This is a genomic window from Lentisphaera marina (assembly GCF_028745505.1).
GTDB lineage: Bacteria > Verrucomicrobiota > Lentisphaeria > Lentisphaerales > Lentisphaeraceae > Lentisphaera > Lentisphaera marina.
Map to the genome: position 1 here is coordinate 1,004,383 of NZ_JAQZZL010000002.1, position 17,191 is coordinate 1,021,573.

Annotated in this window: 15 protein-coding genes; 9 read left to right on the forward strand and 6 right to left on the reverse strand. The window is 36.2% G+C overall.

Annotation, left to right across the window (positions count from 1 at the left end):
* Nucleotides 1–50: 50 nt before the first annotated feature.
* Together PQO01_RS15085 and xylA are read right to left on the reverse strand one after the other, a co-directional pair.
* Nucleotides 51–1,565 carry a xylulokinase gene (locus tag PQO01_RS15085; protein ID WP_274314915.1) on the reverse strand — a complete coding sequence of 505 codons (1,515 nt, stop codon included), beginning with the start codon at nucleotides 1,563–1,565 and terminating at the stop codon, nucleotides 51–53.
* A 3-nt stretch (nucleotides 1,566–1,568) separates the two neighbouring features.
* A complete protein-coding gene (gene xylA / locus PQO01_RS15090) occupies nucleotides 1,569–2,879 on the reverse strand; it encodes a xylose isomerase (RefSeq protein ID WP_274314916.1) in 1,311 nt (436 codons plus the stop codon).
* Between the two features lie 181 nt (nucleotides 2,880–3,060).
* Between xylA and PQO01_RS15095 the strand changes: the two genes are divergently transcribed.
* On the forward strand, nucleotides 3,061–4,092 hold the full coding sequence (locus PQO01_RS15095; RefSeq protein WP_274314917.1) for a LacI family DNA-binding transcriptional regulator: 1,032 nt from the start codon (nucleotides 3,061–3,063) through the stop codon (nucleotides 4,090–4,092).
* 2 nt (nucleotides 4,093–4,094) lie between these two features.
* On the opposite strand, the gene PQO01_RS15100 is transcribed toward PQO01_RS15095, so the two are convergent.
* The 3 genes from PQO01_RS15100 to PQO01_RS15110 form a co-directional block, all read right to left on the reverse strand.
* A complete protein-coding gene (locus PQO01_RS15100; protein ID WP_274314918.1) occupies nucleotides 4,095–5,861 on the reverse strand; it encodes an O-antigen ligase family protein in 1,767 nt (588 codons plus the stop codon).
* A 65-nt stretch (nucleotides 5,862–5,926) separates the two neighbouring features.
* Nucleotides 5,927–6,751, reverse strand: a complete 825-nt coding sequence (locus PQO01_RS15105; RefSeq protein WP_274314919.1) for an undecaprenyl-diphosphate phosphatase — start codon at nucleotides 6,749–6,751, stop codon at nucleotides 5,927–5,929.
* A 3-nt stretch (nucleotides 6,752–6,754) separates the two neighbouring features.
* Nucleotides 6,755–8,881 carry a polysaccharide biosynthesis tyrosine autokinase gene (locus PQO01_RS15110; RefSeq protein ID WP_274314920.1) on the reverse strand — a complete coding sequence of 709 codons (2,127 nt, stop codon included), beginning with the start codon at nucleotides 8,879–8,881 and terminating at the stop codon, nucleotides 6,755–6,757.
* A gap of 290 nt (nucleotides 8,882–9,171) precedes the next feature.
* Here PQO01_RS15110 and PQO01_RS15115 point away from each other — a divergent pair, with 290 nt between their 5' ends.
* The 7 genes from PQO01_RS15115 to eboE all read left to right on the forward strand — a co-directional run bounded on the left by PQO01_RS15115 (nucleotide 9,172) and on the right by eboE (nucleotide 15,294).
* Complete coding sequence (locus PQO01_RS15115; protein WP_274314921.1) at nucleotides 9,172–9,825, forward strand: 2-hydroxychromene-2-carboxylate isomerase; 654 nt, start codon at nucleotides 9,172–9,174, stop codon at nucleotides 9,823–9,825.
* The gene (locus tag PQO01_RS15120) at nucleotides 9,825–10,373 is read left to right on the forward strand and encodes a hypothetical protein (RefSeq protein ID WP_274314922.1); all 549 of its coding nucleotides are present in this window, start codon (nucleotides 9,825–9,827) and stop codon (nucleotides 10,371–10,373) included. The genes PQO01_RS15115 and PQO01_RS15120 overlap by 1 nt, the downstream gene beginning before the upstream one ends.
* Nucleotides 10,374–10,375: 2 nt before the next feature.
* Nucleotides 10,376–11,224, forward strand: coding sequence for a PHP domain-containing protein (locus PQO01_RS15125; protein ID WP_274314923.1), 849 nt, complete (start codon nucleotides 10,376–10,378; stop codon nucleotides 11,222–11,224).
* Nucleotides 11,217–11,915 carry a TIGR01621 family pseudouridine synthase gene (locus PQO01_RS15130; RefSeq protein ID WP_274314924.1) on the forward strand — a complete coding sequence of 233 codons (699 nt, stop codon included), beginning with the start codon at nucleotides 11,217–11,219 and terminating at the stop codon, nucleotides 11,913–11,915. Before PQO01_RS15125 ends, PQO01_RS15130 begins: the two co-directional genes overlap by 8 nt.
* Nucleotides 11,916–11,924: 9 nt before the next feature.
* Nucleotides 11,925–12,806: a UbiA family prenyltransferase gene (locus tag PQO01_RS15135; protein WP_274314925.1), complete on the forward strand. Its 882-nt coding sequence runs from the start codon at nucleotides 11,925–11,927 to the stop codon at nucleotides 12,804–12,806.
* A gap of 242 nt (nucleotides 12,807–13,048) precedes the next feature.
* The gene (locus PQO01_RS15140; RefSeq protein WP_274314926.1) at nucleotides 13,049–14,203 is read left to right on the forward strand and encodes a 3-dehydroquinate synthase; all 1,155 of its coding nucleotides are present in this window, start codon (nucleotides 13,049–13,051) and stop codon (nucleotides 14,201–14,203) included.
* Nucleotides 14,194–15,294 carry a metabolite traffic protein EboE gene (gene eboE / locus PQO01_RS15145; protein ID WP_274314927.1) on the forward strand — a complete coding sequence of 367 codons (1,101 nt, stop codon included), beginning with the start codon at nucleotides 14,194–14,196 and terminating at the stop codon, nucleotides 15,292–15,294. The genes PQO01_RS15140 and eboE overlap by 10 nt, the downstream gene beginning before the upstream one ends.
* 8 nt (nucleotides 15,295–15,302) lie before the next feature.
* Here eboE and PQO01_RS15150 read toward each other — a convergent pair whose 3' ends face one another.
* Nucleotides 15,303–15,794 (reverse strand): hypothetical protein, encoded by a 492-nt coding sequence (locus PQO01_RS15150; protein WP_274314928.1) that lies wholly within the window; start codon nucleotides 15,792–15,794, stop codon nucleotides 15,303–15,305.
* A 279-nt stretch (nucleotides 15,795–16,073) separates the two neighbouring features.
* On the opposite strand from PQO01_RS15150, the gene PQO01_RS15155 reads away from it, so the two are divergent.
* On the forward strand, nucleotides 16,074–17,036 hold the full coding sequence (locus PQO01_RS15155; protein ID WP_274314929.1) for an ROK family protein: 963 nt from the start codon (nucleotides 16,074–16,076) through the stop codon (nucleotides 17,034–17,036).
* The last annotated feature ends 155 nt before the right edge of the window (nucleotides 17,037–17,191 follow it).

Genomic DNA, 17,191 nt, shown 5'->3' on the forward strand with positions numbered 1-17,191 from the left:
AATGTCATCAATCATTGAAAAATGTTGATGACATTGCTGAGTAAGATTAATTAAATAGTTTGAAGTAAATGGGCATAAGCTTTCAACTTATCTTCGTAAATTGATGCATTACTCGAGTTTGGTAGTAGTTGACTTTTTGCGGCTGTAAAATTCTTATTCAAAGAATCCCACGACTCTTGTCCTGAAGCATTAGCGGCGCGCATGGCAGAACCAAGAGCTGCTGAATTACTGATTTCAATGCGTTCTACCTTTGCTTGGAATACATCGGCAATCATCTGAGCGATGGCCGTATTCTGTGAGGCCCCACCAGTTAAACGAATAGTGTTTATGTTTTTTGCGTGTTTCGCAGCAAAAAAACGAAGGTTGAGTATTTGGCTTTCAATCAGACCAACTAAAGCTTTAGTTGGTAAAAAAGAACTTAGGCTTTCTTCGTTTATTTGAGCAGCACATGAAGGGTACATTTCATCTACGATAAAGGGAAGATAATTACTTTCTTTAAAGGGAGTGTTTTCAGAAATTAATTTCTCGCCTTCTTGCCAATTTAAACCAGTTGATTTAAGGGCTGCTTCGCGACTGAGAGAACCATTTCTGAAACAAATAAGGCTCATGAAGCCACCTGCAGGGTTGCCAAAAATATGGCCAATGCCCTTCGTGTCGATAGGTTCATTGCCTATAGCGCCGAAAAATGTATCCGAAGTTCCCATGCTAATGACAACAGTTCCGGGGTCAGTGGCACCACAACCGATTAAGCTGTTGGGGTTATCGCCTGAAGAGAGACAAATATCACAGTTAGGATTCAAAGAATATTTTTCTACAAAGTAGTTAGAGGCTTTAGCAGCAACAGTTGAAGCGGGCTCAATATTTGGGAGTTTTGCTTTTAAATTTGGTGCACATGCTTCTAATAGATTGTCATCCCATTGACTTGTGGCTAAGTTCATTAAATTCATGCCAGCCCCATCAGAACTATCGATGGAAACATTTTTTCCTGCGAAAACGGATGCACAAAAAGAACTTATTAAGTGAATGTATTGAGTTTCAGTGTAAGCTTCGGGCGAATTCTTGTAGAACTTGCGTATTTGTGCAGCAGTGAAGCGTTCACAATATAAAGAACCTGACAGCTCAGTGACTGAGCCATTTAGATTCTTGTCCATTTCTAGGCATTCTTCAGTAGTTGAATTGTCCATCCAGATAGGGACGATAGGACGACTAAAAGCAGGCGTAAGAGCTTCGCTTAATTGATCAGATTGATTTAGCTCAGCCAAGATTTTGGGTAGTGAAGCATTTAGATAAACTGAGGCATGTTGATGACCAGAAATTGAGATAGATTCAATTCTTGGATTAAACTCTTGTAAATCATGCATCATTTTATCAATAGCTTTTAAATAGAGCTGTGGGTAAGAATAAAATTCTTGTTTAGGCCCCCTGATGAAACCGTTTTCGGTTTCAAACTCAGGGAAACTTTCAGCAAAATTAATAGCATGCTCATGAATGATCTCTCCAGCAGTACTATCAATGAGCACTGCAGAAAGACTTTGTGTACTTAAATCGAGGCCGAGACTAATCATCTGTTAACCGAGGTGGATATTATAGATATTTTCGTATAGTTCTTGCTGACCGGAGATTTGTTTAGGCTCACCTTTTTCAGCAGCTAAATTGCGAAGATCAGTTAAGCTTAATTTACCCGCTTCAAAATCAGCACCTTTACCTGAGTCAAATGACGTGTAACGAGCTGTTTTCATTTTTGGGATATCACCTGCGTTCATTTCATCAGCAATAACTAATGCACGAGCAAAAGCATCCATAGCACCAATGTGACCGTAGAAAATATCTTCTAAGTCAGTTGAATTACGACGAGTTTTAGCATCAAAATTCAATCCACCAGGAGCTAGACCACCTTGTGCGAGAACAATTCTCATAATATCAACAGCACCATCGAGGTTTGTTGGGAACTGGTCAGTGTCCCAGCCATTTTGGTGATCGCCACGGTTAGCATCAATAGAACCGAGCATGCCAGCATCAGAAGCTACTTGGATATCGTGAGCAGGGTCATGTCCAGCTAGTGTACCATGGTTTGGTTCGTGGTTAATTTTAAAGTGATCTTGTAAACCGTGTTCACGTAAGAAGCCGATAACGGTAGCTGAATCCACATCGTATTGATGCTTCGTTGGTTCCATTGGCTTAGGTTCAATGAGGAATTGTCCTGTGAAGCCTGTTTCTTTAGCGTAGTTCACACATTGACGGAGGAATTCAGCGAAGTGAGCTTTCTCACGCTTCATATTTGTGTTGAGAAGTGAGTCATAACCTTCACGACCACCCCAGAAAACGTAGTTTTCACCACCGAGAAACTTAGTTGCATCTATAGCTGCTTTTACTTGTGCAGCACCATGACAAACAACATCAAAGTTCGGGTTAGTTGCTCCGCCATTCATATAACGTGGATTAGAGAATAGGTTAGCTGTACCCCAAAGAAGTTTAACTCCTGTTTCATCCTGTTTGTCTTTGGCTTTTTTAACTAAATCCCAAAGGTTAGCTTCGGATTCTTCTACAGTATTGCCTTCTGGCGCCATGTCGCGATCGTGGAAACAATAATAAGGAACACCTAACTTGGTGAAAAATTCAAAAGCAGCATCCATTTTTTGGTAAGCTTGTTCCATAGGGTTAGAAGCATCTAACCATGGTAGTTGTTGTGGACCAGGTCCGAAGGGATCTGCACCCGTACCACAAAAAGTGTGCCAGTAACAGACGGCAAAGCGTAAATGTTCTTTCATAGTTTTGCCAGCAACAATTCTGTTTTCATCATAGTAACGGAATGCAAGAGGATTGTGGCTTTTAAGCCCTTCGAATTGGATTTTCTCAATGTTTGGGAAGTAAGTCTTCATGTTCATTTTTCCTTATTTTTGTATGGTTATATATCATCATAATACCTGTTTGAAAGTAAATCAATAGCAAAATGGTAGAAATCATGTTAAATTATATATGTTAACTATGTTATTAAAAGAGATTGTAAATGTATTTTCACTTTATTAATTATGTTAATTAATAAAGAATTGGAATAATTTTATGAATCAAAGAGTGAGTTTACAGGACGTAGCAAAGGTGGCGGGAGTTTCTGCTATGACAGTTTCGCGAGTGATTAATAATCATCCACGAGTCTTAGCGAAAACATCAGAAAAAGTTCAAAAAGTTATAAAAGAATTAGGTTATACAGCAGTTCCATCACTACGTAAAAGAGGGCGTAGAAGTCGTGCTCACACGGGGATTCATACAGGACAAATTGCATTAGTATTGTTGGGAATGGAAGAAAGCTTTGCCAATAATCCAGTAATCGGAAAAACTTTACATGGAATAAGAAGTCACCTCTCAGCTAATGATATTTCTACTGTTCTCGTACCAGTTCAAGATCAGAAGAAAATCCCGGATATATTAGATAGACGAAGTATAGATGGAATGATTGTTACGGGTGAATTTCCAAAAGATTCATTTAAAGAATATTTTGCCGACATGCCTATCGTTTATGTTTATTGTTTGAGTAACGAAATTGAAATGTCTTATGATCAAATCATGCCAAACAACAAAAAAGTTGCAGGATTAGCTTCAGAAAACTTTTTAAAACAAGGTGTTAAACACTGTGCTTTTTTTGACCCATCTCCTAATCACCCTGAATTTAATATCCGAGGGCAAGAATTCATTAAATTCTTTGAGAAATCTGGGGGTAAGGTAGATATGTATTTGGATAAAGATCTTTCTGATGCGCCTGAATCTGCTGAGCAGGATGTGGATCGTTCTAAGTTTAAGAAAATGATAGATCGTTTTTTGTCTAATAAAGATAGGGCAAGAGCAATATTTTTACCATCAGATTCTGTTACGGCAATTTTTCATAGGGAACTAAGGCAGAAGGGAGAGGATCCCAGTGAGTATCAAATAATTTCTTGCAACCAAGAAAGACCATATCTAGAGGGTTTATACCCGATGCCAGAGTCGATTGATATTCAGTCAAAACAAATAGGAATTAAAGCCGCTGAGAGACTTCTTCTACGCTTGAGTGACTCTGCGTTGCAGACTGAAAAGATCTTGGTAGATCCTAAATTATAAATTTAGATCTTTCTGAAATTTTCTATTTCAAAATCAATGGGTGCGTGTTCTAGGTGTTTGATTTTTTCATACTGCTCATAGTTTAATTGCAGAACACCCATAGCTTCTGATTGGTGCTGTTTTCGTTCTCCGTGATTTAATAATTTAAAGTAGAATAAGTAAGCTTCTTGAGCACTTTTATCTAAACCTAATTGATCTCTAAGCATGAATAACATATACCAACTATCTTTATTGATGGGGGCATAGTGAGAGGCTTTTTGAAAACATTTCTCGGCAAAATCCATTCGTAAATAGTCCTCTGGATCACTTTGTAGTGTGCGTAAGCCTAGGAAATACCATTGATGCCAGACTGATGGCGCATAACTTATATTTTGACTAAGTTGATCAAGATTTAATTTAGAGCTGTTGTGGAATTTTTTCTTAACCGTCAGTTCAGAATTGAAGTTGCTCCATATAAGGCAAGTTGTACTTATTAGTATGAGGGGAGTAAAAAGAATAATGCTACTTAGAAGTAAGTGTTGTTTTGAGTGGTAATCTTTCTTGTAGCTTTTACCTTTAGTGAGCATTAATCCATAAAAGATAGCTATATGAAAGGCGTAGATTGGAATATGAAAGCCATAGTCATAGCTTGCATGACAAATAAAAACAACTAAAGCAACACTAGAAAAAGCCGCGAGGTTTGAACTAATTTTCTTTTTTCTAATATTGTCTATAACTTTATTAAAATAAAAGCCATTCAGAATGAGTAGTAGAACAAAAAACAGTAGCCCGAACTCTTGTATTATATTAAAATAAGTGTTTTCGCTATGATGAAAAAAACTTGTACTACTAATTGCGCCAGTATATGAAGGCGAGATATCACCATAAGCACCAGGCCCAACACCGAGAGGAAAGTTTTTTATCACACTTGGAACTGTAGCAAAAAGCTCTTTTCGAACATTATCATTTAAACCTCTTTCATTGAGTTCTCCTTCAAGCTGAAAGGGAGTGAGAGTCGAAAAGCTTAGGATAATGAATATAATAAAAAAAGTTTTTAATGGGTTAGAACTATTTTTTCTATAGTTAAATAAATATGAAAGAAATAAAGAGATCAAGCCCAAAAGGTATGCTCCCATGGAAGCGGAAAGCATGATTCCTAACATCAGGAAAAAACTCATGATAAGGGGAGTTATGAGTTTTCTATAATCTTGTTTTTGTAAGCGATCAAAAAACTGACAAACGGGAAAACCTAATAAAGCTGCGCAATAAGCGCCAAAGTGATTTGGATTTACAAAAGAGCCAGAGCTCTTTCCTGTTTGAGTATCCCAGACCCACCAAATATTTCCAGCGGTATCACGAATATTTACTTGATAGATAAAAGCTAATACGTTACAGACTCCCATGATAGCTATTGCATAAGCTAAATATATTTTATGTTGATGTTTAAGGCATGCACATAAATAGACAAGAGGAAGGATATTTAAAATTAAGATTAGGATAGAAAGAGATTTGATTAGATTTAAAGTGTTAGTAAATGAAAAATTAGGTTGATTGAAAAAACCTAATTGGCTTCCTTCGAGCAATAAATTTTGCGCGGTATAATAGTAACTAGCGTTATTTTGGTTTTCATTAAATAAGGGGATAAAAAAAAAGCTTATAGACAGCAATAATAAAATAGTGGTTGCCACAATAGGGATATTACATAGGCGCTGTTTTTTATGATTTAGATAAGCTTGATAAACGGCGCCAGAATTTAGTATTATTGATGTTAAAAATAAACTCTCGATCATTAGACCCCCTCCGCTAAGGTGGATAATAAGACAAGAAAGAATTATAATAGATAGAATAATCATATTTATAGATTCAATAAGAGTCCAATAATAGCTACGGCAAAACAGTAATATGCAAAGTATTCCAAGCGCTGTTTACGAATTAGGGCCATTAGAAATTTGATGGCAAAAAAACCCGATATAGCGGCGCTACTCATTGCGATTAGGTAATGAACTATTTCTGTACGTGAAATTGCTTCGTTAAGCAGGTCCTTTACCTCTAAGATAGTGATCCCAGCAATTACTGGTATAGACATTAAAAAAGAAAATTTAGCTGCAAGTTCTGATTTAATCCCAAGAGCCTCAGCAAGTGCAATGGTACTTCCAGAACGAGATATGCCAGGTAAGATAGCAAAGGCTTGAGCAAGACCGATTATAAAACTGTCTTTCGTAGACATGAATTCTTTTTTCTGTCTTTTCTTAGACCACTTTAATGATAAAAGAATGAAGCCAGTTAAGATCAAACAAGTAAAAACCAGGTAAAGATTGTGGTAATATTGCTCTAGGTAATCTTTAAAGAATAGACCAATAATCATAGCAGGAAGCATTGAGATTAAGATAAAGATATTTAATGAACAGTATTGCTCCTCATCTGTATTCTTCGGTAGTTTATTGGCTATGTGCCTTGGGATATTCGGGAGCTGCTTGATGAGTTTTAAAATGTCTTTATAAAAGCAGGTGCAAACAGCGACTAAGGTTCCAAAGTGGACAAAAACCTCTAGGGCAATACCATCATTTCCTACATTTAAAATATCACCAAAAATAACTAAGTGACCAGAACTCGAGACGGGTAGGAACTCGGTTAGGCCTTGTACTACACCTATGATAATCATACTAATTATGTCATTCATGTATCAGTATTCTTTGTTGTAATCTTTATAATTGTAGGTGTAGCCATATCCGTAACCATGTGAGGATTGGTCGCCACCTGTAAATTTAATATCTTTGCTCTTGAAGCCATTGATGACGAAGCCCAGTAGTTTTTCTTTTGGTAAACGTTTAACGGTTGCAGATACATTGGGTGCGAGGGTTTTTCCTGCGCGTACAACGATTACAGTAGAGTCAGCAATTTCTGCAAGGTGGACGGTGTCTATTACCCTAACTGCTGGCGCAGAGTCAATAATTATTAAGTCATAGATACTCCTTAGTTTACTAAAGAGTTCTTGGATTTTTTTACCATCTATTAGTTCAGTTATGTATTCATCCGACGTTCCCGCGGGTAAATAATCTAAGTTGCCCACGGCTTTCTTGGATATGTACTCATCTATATTTGAATTCTCTTTTTTGAGGTAATCCATTAAGCCTACTGTTTTTGCATTAGTAAAAACTTTTCGTAGAGTAACGCGACGAAAATCACCATCAATAAGTAAAACTTTTTTATCAGTCCAGGAACAACATAGGGCCGTGTTTAAAGAAGTGGATGTTTTTCCCTCACTAGGGCCGAATGAAGTAAAGAGGACAATTTTTCCATGCATGTTTTTTTCCATGAAAAGTCGCAGGCTTCTATACGACTCAGCTAATACGGAACTTTTCGAAATCTCGTTGAGGAAAAAGGGGTTTTTCTTGCTTTGTTTAGCAGGGAAGTGAGGGATAGTCGCTAGACATGGAAGTTTGTTTTCTCGAGAAATTCGTGAGAAGTTATAACGCTTAACTTTAAGAAAGAAATTGAGAAGGATTAAAGCCGAAGATATACAAAAACAGACTAGGAAACCTTTGGTGATGTATTTAGATTGTTGGGGCCAAACAGGACCACCATACATGAAGGGTTCACGAAGCATACGTGTAAAGTATTTGTCACCACCACTACCAGAGAGTGAGACTAGGGATTCATGTAGGCTAGCTCTTAAATCACTTAAACGTTGTTGTTTATTAACAAATGCTTCAAGTTGGGAGATGACTCCTGCATTTTGTCCAAAAGTATCTTCGATTTGGTCAGCTCTTAATAAATAATTTTTATTTTGAGCTTCCAAAGTTTTTATTTTTCCTTTAAGAGAACTCAAAATGTTTTTTCGATAAACTTCTTGTTCTACTTCAACTATTTCTAATTCATCTGTAAATGATACAACCTTTGGATGCGATAATTTATATTTTTTCAGCATTATTTTCAATTGAGCTTCAATTCTGAATTTAGAAAGTTGTCTTGATTTCCATTGCTGAATATCTTGTTCAAGCCCAGATTGGCTCATAGAAAAACGATTGTTAGTTTCAGTAACTATTTCAATTAATTGATCAAATACTTCATTGGCTAATTCGGGGTTTTTATCTAATCTCGCGAGTTCTGGTTTTAAAATATCTAGTGCAAATTGATTTTTGTTTGCCTTTTCTAGTAATTCGGCAATATATTTTTGATCAAATTCTGATTTTGTTGACACAAAGACAAAATTATTGCGAGTTTTAAAGTCAATGATTTCTTTTTCAACTTCATCAATTTGTTTGTCCAATAAGGATACCTCATTTTGAAGCCTTTTTTTAGTAGCTTCGACTTCACCACTATTACTGCTAATCCTTAGTTTTTCATAAGCAGGAATGAGTTGTTTTAAGTACTCCAAGGAAGCTTCTTTATCGTATGAGTCTACAGAAATATCTATGATGTCATACTGTGCGCCCTTAACAGGATTTAAGTTTAAACTAAATGAGGTTAAGTTTATTTGCTTTAATTTTGGGAATTTTTCTAATACAGATACCTGAATAGGGGTATTAAGTTTAGAACTCCGCAGCATGAGCATGTGCTTTTCCATGGGGTCTTCAACCCAATAATCATCTTTGATTCTATCAGAGATTTGAACGACTTGGTTTTCAAAAATTTCGAAACGGCATTCAGCACGGTATTTTTTGGGGAGGGTCATGGAGTAGGCCATCATAAGACCTGCGCCAATTAAAGACATGGGACCTATTATCCACCAATAGTGGAGTAAGACTTTCGCATACTGAAGTAAATCAATTTCTTGAGAAAATTCATTTTCGTTTACTTGCTGGCTCATTTATGGGCTCCCATACTTATGGTAAAGACAAATTTTGAAAAATCCTTGCACATATATTTCATCCTCAATAATGCATTTCTATTAAACTAATACTATATCTATCAATTACTGAGTGAGAATTATTGAAAAGTTTATTAATTAAGTAAAAAAACTAAAAAACCTTAGCTATACCTTATGATTTCTTCTGATTTACATAAGCCACTAAATTGTCTCTAGGATTAAATATCTTTAAGCTTGACTTTTTAAGCATGACTGAAATCTTCAGCCTTAATTAATTTAGGAATTATTTAATGAGTAAAATCGAAGTTTTTTATGATATTATTTCTCCCTATTCATTCTTGGCTCTAGAGCTCCTTGATCAATCAAGTTTAAAGAATGGAAATGAAATAATTTTAAGCCCTGTAGCTTTAGGTTCAATCTTACAAGTGACTGGTAATCCTGGGCCCGCAGGTATAGAAGTTAAGCGTGGTGAGGCTCTTAGAGATTGTTGTATGCAAGCTCAAAGGCAGGGAGTAAAACTTTTAGGACCACCTGCACACCCTTTCAATACATTGTCAGCATTGCGTTTTATATCCTGTATTGAAGATATAAAAGAAAGATATGAAGTGGCAATTGCACTTAATCGTGCCTGTTGGAGTGAATCAAAAGATATTAGCACTGACGAAGGCATAGAGACCGTTTTAAAAGATTTGGGTCTGATGAAAAATGAATGGCTAGATATCTATGAATTTATCAAGAAAAATCATGGGAGGAAAGTCCTTAAGCAAGCAACGGCTCGAGCACTCGACTTAAAAGTTTTTGGTGTGCCGACCTTTCGTATTAATGACGGAATGAACTTTTGGGGATCCGATCGTTTCGATTTAATAGAAGATTATATTCGTAGGCCTGACTTCTATAAGTTTGATGCTTATGAGCGAATGTTAAATATTAACTCAGGAATGTAATGATGGAATATGAAGATTGTGCACTCTATATTTTTGCTCAAGACTCTAATTGGGTTCCCGAAGCAAAATTAATGAACTTCCTTCTGAAAATGAATGAAGCTTATGACTATTCAGGGAATAATTCTCCTGTTTTTTATAATGGTTTAATAAAAAATGATAATGAAACCTTTATGGATTTCGAAGTTGAGGAAAAGCAACTTAGGAAATTATTAGCATTGTATAAACATTCTAATGTAGGTTTGCTGGACTGGTTGGGGGATGAATTACTAAAATCAATTGCGGATGACTTTGATGATGTAGCTCATCAAGAAAACTTAAGTATTGATGGGATTTCGTTTCTTTTAGGCCAACATGAGATCATGAATATAGAAAATAAACAAATTGCTAAAACAGCTTTTTCTTTTTCTTTTTATTGTCCAAATCCACCAAAAAGTGACTTATCTAGATTAAATAAAGCACTTCGCAGTGATGACGAATTTATGGACCACTTCACACAACTTCAGAACATCATCGGTACGGACTGTAATTTTATCATAGGGCCTGCTTAAATTTGAATTTACGACAAACAGTTGATTTGCATTGCCATTCGAATATTTCTGATGGTAAGTTGTCTCCTGTTGATTTAGTAAACTTGATGCATGAAAAAGAAGTTAAATTATTGTCATTAACGGATCACGATACTACAGCAGGCTGTGAAGAAGCTGCTCAGCAAGCCAAGAACTTAGATCTTCAATTTATCCCAGGTGTTGAAGTTTCTAGTGACTTTAATGATAAGTCATTACATATATTGGGCTTGGATATAGATCTAAAGAGTTCATCCCTACAAGATTTTTTATCTAATAATCGAAACTTACGCCGTCTCAGGCTGGAACAAATTTTATCAAGATTAGAACACTTTAATATTGATGTTCGAGAAGAATTAGGCTCCTTTGATGATGGAGCCTCTCCAGGTAGAACTCACTTTGCGGAAGCTTTAGTCAATAAGGGCTATGCCGCGGATAAAGCGGAAGCTTTTCGGCGCTATTTATTGAAGGGTGGTGCTGCTTATGTAAAATGCCCTTGGCCAAGTATGAAAAAAACCATTGATGCGATTCATGAAGCCGGCGGTAAAGCGGTACTCGCTCACCCAGGTAGGTATGGATACTCACTACCTGGATTAAGAGGCTTGTTTCGTCAGTTTCGAGATGCTGGTGGTGATGGTGCGGAAGTATCGAGTGGTCCACAAGCTTTGGGTGTTGTTCAGCGGCTTTCTCAGCTTTGTTCTAAGTTTGGACTTATGGTCTCAGGGGGCTCGGATTTTCATGATCCATCCTCGCGTTGGGTTAAAGCAGGTGAATATCAACAAATCCCAAAACGTTTACCGCGTATTTGGGATGAAATGGGATGGTTAGTTGAATAAGCTTTCAGAGGTTCTTGAAGAGAATCAAGATTTTTTACTGATAAATAAAAAATCAGGAGATAATTTTCATAGTGAAGGAAATGAAGCCGGACTATTTCAGCTATTAAAAAATACATATGGGGATTTATATCCCGTTCATCGTTTAGATAAGGTGACAAGTGGTTTGTTACTCATCGCGAAAAATATTGATGCTTGCAGAGCTCTAAATGAATTATTCGCTAAACGTGAAATTGAAAAATATTACTTGGCTATTAGTGATCGGAAACCTAAGAAAAAGCAAGGTTGGATTATTGGTGATATGGAAAAGTCGAGGAGGGGAGCTTGGAAACTTTGCGAAAGCCGCATAAATCCGGCTGTAAGTCAATTTTTCAGTTGTTCAATTGGAGTAGGTGAGAGGTTGTTTTTATTGAAGCCTCAAACTGGTAAGACGCATCAGCTTCGTGTTGCATTGAAGGCAATTGGTTCGCCAATTTGTGGTGACCCACTTTATTATCCAGGGAAAAATAAAAATTCTGAAGATAGGTGCTATCTGCACGCTTATGCAATGCGCTTCACCTTTAAATCAAAGCAATATAGCTTTATCCAGACGCCAAGACATGAAAGTTATCGTTTTGGGGATGAAAACTTTCTTAAATCACTTGACGAAAACTATCTTAAGCCATGGGATATAAATTGGCCCAAAAGGAAATAATTAAACTTTATGAATAAGAATGTTTTAAAAAATTGGGCCGAACTCGTGCGACTCCCAAATCTATTTACTGTACCAGGTGACATCCTTTTAGGGATGTGTGCTGTGTCCAGTGTAGCTAGCTTAAGTCTAACTAGCTATATATATGTTCTGTCAATATCACTACTTTTGTATGGTGGAGGCATGATTCTTAATGATATCATGGACTACGAAGAAGATAAGCAAGCTCGCTCACATCGCGTTTTACCTTCAGGACGTATAGCAATTGAATGGGCAAAAGTAGCTGTAGTTTCTTGCTTTAGTTTGGCCGTTATCTTAAGTCATTTCTATAGTCAGAGTGTATTTGTGATTACCATTCTCCTTATTGGAGTTATCTATCTATACGATGGCCCCAGTAGAAAAATCCCTCACTTGGGTTTTGTGACAATGGGAGCTTGTAGATCACTGAACATCCTATTAGGGGCTGTAGCTATAAGTAACATCAACTTCGCAGCTCTTTTAGTGGCCTTATGTGAAGGAGCTTATATCTACGGTGTATGTGTGATTGCACATAATGAAACAAAAGCTTTACCAAAACCCTTTTGGTGCAAATTCCCTCTCTTAGTTGTTGCGATCACAATTATTTATTTGATTTTCTACACTTCTTTTGCACTATTTAGTATTATCTCAGGGCTCTTTATTTTATTCACCACATACATGGTAGTAAAGGATTTAAATAAAATGTTACCTGTAAAGAGCATTCCTCCATATATAGGTAAACTTATTAGAAACCTAATACCACTACAATTTTGTTTAGCTCTTTGTGTTGCACCGCAATATTGGTACCTTTGTCTAGCTTTAATGTTGAGCTTGCCTTTATGCGTTAAACTAGCTAAAAAAATAACAATGAGCTAATGTACAATCCTGTATAACTTGGCGCAATTAAACAAAAAGTTGCCGAAATTATCCTATATGGATGTCCTGATCACACATATGATGAGTGTATAATATTAAATCAATATAAATGATCAAATTGTATATATTCCTAAGTGATTATTGGAATAATGTTTTTTAAATGATTTACTTTAAGTATATATTTAGGTTAATTAGTATTTAGGGATACAATTAAGTTTATAGAAAAATCAAAGAGTTTAACTATGAAGTATAAACAGAGCTTTCAGGTTGATTACACTTATGAAGTCCATTTCACTCATAATGTTTTTAGTTCTGACAATGAAACCTTAAAAGATGTATTTGGCGATACAGCAGCCAAAGCTATGTTTTTCATAGATGAAAATGTTTACAAATCATTTCCCACACTGAAAAAAGACATTCAACATTGGTGCGAAGAGCACCCTCAAAATATAAACCCTTGCTTACCAATTCATGTTGTTCCAGGGGGCGAAAAAATTAAAAATAATTTTAGTATTGTAGAAAATTTAATTTCAGCAATGCTTGAAGGTGGAATATGCCGTCACTCATACGTCGTTATAATTGGCGGAGGTGCCGTATTGGATGCGGTAGGTTTTGCCGCTGCTATATTCCATAGAGGTGTTAGACAAGTTCGTATCCCAACCACAATTTTAGCTCAAGATGACTCAGGTGTTGGAGTTAAAAATGCGGTAAACTTCTTGGGTTCAAAAAATCTCTTAGGTACTTTCGCTCCAGCAACTGCAGTGATTAATGATTCTTTGTTTATCAGTTCTTTAAGTGAAAAAGATCGCTTAGCTGGTATAGCTGAAGCCTTTAAAGTTGCTTTGATTAAAGATGAACATTTTTATGATTATTTAAAAGTTAACTCTGATGGAATTAAATCAGGTGATCCTTTAGTAATCGAAAATCTGATTAAACGTTCCGCAAAATTACATATGGATCATATATGTCAGAATGGTGATCCTTTTGAAAAAGGGTCATCACGCCCCTTAGATTTTGGTCATTGGTCAGCACATAAACTTGAAGCCTTAACTGATCATGCTATTTCACATGGAGAAGCTGTGGCAATCGGTATTTGTTTAGATATGTTGATTGCATCTCTTTTAGGAATGGTGGATCTGAAGACAAGTTTGGACGTTATTGGTACATTCCAAAAAACGGGCTACGCAATTTGGCATCCAGCTCTCGAGCAAAAAAATGAAAAGGGTGAATTAGCAGTAGTCAGAGGTCTTACTGAGTTTAAAGAGCACTTAGGGGGACGTCTGACGATTCCTATGCCTACACGCATAGGTGAGATGACTGATATACACGAACTTCCTGTAAATCTTGTGAAGGAGTCATTGATTCAATTAAAAGAACTCGCAGGCGTATGCAAATAAACCCTGGGCAGCACCTTTCCTTCTGTCTAAATGTATTTGCCTTAGATAATCTAGATAAGATTTTTTCAGTGCTTACTAATGAGTGTTTAAAAGTAAAAAACATTGTGAGTCAGAATCAAGAAATGGGCTTAGGCTTATGGCTTAGCGCTGAGGTAGTAGAAGAGCTTCAAGATTCAGGTAAGTTAGACGTGTTAAAGGCGAGTTTAAAAAATCATAATTTATATGTATTTACTTTAAATATTTTCCCTTACGGCAACTTTCATCAAAGCCCAGTAAAAGAGAAAGTCTATTATCCTGATTGGGGTGATAAAAGACGTTTAGATTACACTTGTAAAGCAGCTAGAGTTTTAACGAGTTTATGTCCTGATAAGTATGGCTCAATGAGCACAGTTCCTGTGACTTACGGCAAAGAACTCCCTGAACAGTCTGTAGAGTTCATTCGCCAATGCAGTCAATACTTAATGAGTTTAAAAGAAGAAACAGGTATAAAAATTGAATTAGCTTTTGAACCAGAGCCTGATTGTTATTTAGAGACATGCGACGAGACAGTTGATTTTTTTAACTTGCTAAAAGATAAGTGTACTAAAGAAGAAATGACTTATTTGGGTGTGTGCCTGGATACATGTCATTCAGCATTGCAGTTTGAGTCGCCAATTGAGAATATTCAAAAATATATTGACTGCGGTATTCAGCTTTCAAAAATCCAAATTTCAGCCGCACCAATTTTATATTACAGTGATGAAGAAGATAAGAACCAGCTTGTACCGTTTTCTGAACCTGTATACCTTCATCAGACTCGAGTTTTAAATGAGAGTGGTATTATTGAGAGTTATGCAGATTTACCGGAAGCTCTTTCTAATGCAAGCAAAGGTGAGTGGCGTTGTCATTTTCATATTCCTCTGCATTTCAAAGGAGATGGAGCGCTTCAATCAACAAATAAAGATTTGAATAAAGATTTCTTCGACCTGGCTAAAAAACACTGTCAGCATTTTGAAACGGAAACATATACTTATTTTGTTCTTCCCAATGCTACGGAGAGTATTACTGAATCAATAAGGAATGAATTAATGTGGGTAAAAGCGAAGTTGTAGAGCTGTGATTAGCTGAATTGTTTTCTCTTAACTCTTTTTCTTATTCCAGAAGTACAATCTTCTAAAGATTGTAGTAGTTCTTGAACATAGCTACTTTCAGTTTGAGAATTATTTATCCATTCAGTGAAATTTGAGGCCACTTTCTGAACGCTCATGTTTTCAGTGAAAATGATCCAAATACTATCTTTATCAGTATGGTCAATATATAAAAATTCTTTATGACTTCTGCCAATCATGCTACTATTTAGTAGTCTTTTTGGATGAATAAAACCTAGATCAGAAATAATGATATTGTCTTCTGAAGTTTCAATGAAAGTATTTATGTGTTGATTCATAATGACTTGAATATCAAAGAAATCCGAAAGTTTTTTTGGAGAAGAAAACAAAGTCCAAGTTCTAAGAGTTGTTTTAGATTTACTTAAATAGCGGGGGAATATATATATATCTGTGTGGTTGTGGTTTTCTATAAACTCTGAGTATCTAGATGTTTTTGTTTTCATAAATCTTTCCTTTTTAATTGTCATACCTGCGCCTTAGTAATTTTAATCAATGACAAAAAAAAACTAAAAGCAAGCCTTTTAAATATTAAAAATTTATTAGCAAAATTAATCTCTGTGTAAAAAAAAAAAACTTAATAAAAAATTTATCAAATAAGCTCTGATAAATCTTGAATTTATCATGATTATTCACTTTTAGCGGACTATTTATTATTTTTGAGACTGGTGGAATATGAGAAAATAATTTAAAATAGATCAAAGTTTAATTTTTAGGTGAAGTGAATGAAGAAAATTTTAGGTTTTGACTTAGGTGGTACGAAAGTCCTTGCGGCAGTTCTAGATAGTGACTTTAACGTTCTTTCTCGTGTGAAAATGAAAGCTAATGCAGATTTAGGCGTGAAATCAGTCTATAAAGTTATTTGTGCAGTTATCAATGATGCCTGTGATGAAGCGGGTATAAATACATCAGATTTAGCTGCTATAGGTGGTTGTGCACCAGGGCTAGTAGAACCTAAAACAGGTTTAGTTTACGACACGCCAAACCTGGGCTTCAAGAATTTTCCTTTACAAAAGAAATTATCCAAAGATTTTAATGTTCCAGTTCATATCGAAAATGACGTTAATGCGGGACTTTATGGTGAGCTTCATTTTGGCGCAGCTAAAGGCATGAAAAATGTTTTGGCACTATCTCCAGGGACCGGTATTGGTGGAGCGATAGTTATCGATGGTAAACTCTTCAGAGGTAGTCGTGGTGGAGCAGGTGAGTTTGGGCACATAATGGTACAACCAGATGGCCCTCTCTGTGGGTGTGGTCAGCGAGGGTGTATAGAGGCTATATCAAGTAGGACCGCCTTATCTCAACAAATATTATCCTTTGCTCTTAGGGGACGTATCCCCATGGTGATAGCTGAAGCTAAAGGTAATCTTAAAAAAGTAAAAAGTGGCTTAATTGCCCGTAGTTATAATTCTGGTGATGAAGATGTACAAGCAATAGTTGATTACTCCGCGCGTTACTTGGGTGTCGCTATGGCAAATTTAGCGAATACCTTTAATCCAGAGTCAATTATACTTGGAGGTGGCTTAATTGAAGCACTTCCCGAACCATTCCTAAGGATTTCAAGTCAAGAGATGCGTGACAAAGCGATGGGTATTAATGGTGAAGAAGTAAAAGTCTTAGCTGCTGAACTAGGTGATGATGCGGTGATTAAAGGTGCCGCCAAGCTAGCGGCCGAGTTACTTGATTAATCTTTGTGCCGTAAGTTATACCAAGTGAATAGTATCCATAACAAAAGGTGTACTAAAGCTATAATTAAATATAGACTTCGCTGCTTGTCTTGAGATAAAGCGGAGGCGAAAAACCATATCAAAGTACTGAGAAAAAATATTTTACTTGGTAGAAT

Excerpts from the sequence above, each read along its gene's own strand:
- PQO01_RS15085 (WP_274314915.1), bottom strand. The coding sequence starts at position 1,565 with ATGATTAGTCTCGGCCTCGATTTAAGTACACAAAGTCTTTCTGCAGTG.
- xylA (WP_274314916.1), bottom strand. The coding sequence starts at position 2,879 with ATGAAGACTTACTTCCCAAACATTGAGAAAATCCAATTCGAAGGGCTT.
- PQO01_RS15095 (WP_274314917.1), top strand. The coding sequence starts at position 3,061 with ATGAATCAAAGAGTGAGTTTACAGGACGTAGCAAAGGTGGCGGGAGTT.
- PQO01_RS15100 (WP_274314918.1), bottom strand. The coding sequence starts at position 5,861 with ATGATCGAGAGTTTATTTTTAACATCAATAATACTAAATTCTGGCGCC.
- PQO01_RS15105 (WP_274314919.1), bottom strand. The coding sequence starts at position 6,751 with ATGAATGACATAATTAGTATGATTATCATAGGTGTAGTACAAGGCCTA.
- PQO01_RS15110 (WP_274314920.1), bottom strand. The coding sequence starts at position 8,881 with ATGAGCCAGCAAGTAAACGAAAATGAATTTTCTCAAGAAATTGATTTA.
- PQO01_RS15115 (WP_274314921.1), top strand. The coding sequence starts at position 9,172 with ATGAGTAAAATCGAAGTTTTTTATGATATTATTTCTCCCTATTCATTC.
- PQO01_RS15120 (WP_274314922.1), top strand. The coding sequence starts at position 9,825 with ATGATGGAATATGAAGATTGTGCACTCTATATTTTTGCTCAAGACTCT.
- PQO01_RS15135 (WP_274314925.1), top strand. The coding sequence starts at position 11,925 with ATGAATAAGAATGTTTTAAAAAATTGGGCCGAACTCGTGCGACTCCCA.
- PQO01_RS15140 (WP_274314926.1), top strand. The coding sequence starts at position 13,049 with ATGAAGTATAAACAGAGCTTTCAGGTTGATTACACTTATGAAGTCCAT.
- eboE (WP_274314927.1), top strand. The coding sequence starts at position 14,194 with ATGCAAATAAACCCTGGGCAGCACCTTTCCTTCTGTCTAAATGTATTT.
- PQO01_RS15150 (WP_274314928.1), bottom strand. The coding sequence starts at position 15,794 with ATGAAAACAAAAACATCTAGATACTCAGAGTTTATAGAAAACCACAAC.
- PQO01_RS15155 (WP_274314929.1), top strand. The coding sequence starts at position 16,074 with ATGAAGAAAATTTTAGGTTTTGACTTAGGTGGTACGAAAGTCCTTGCG.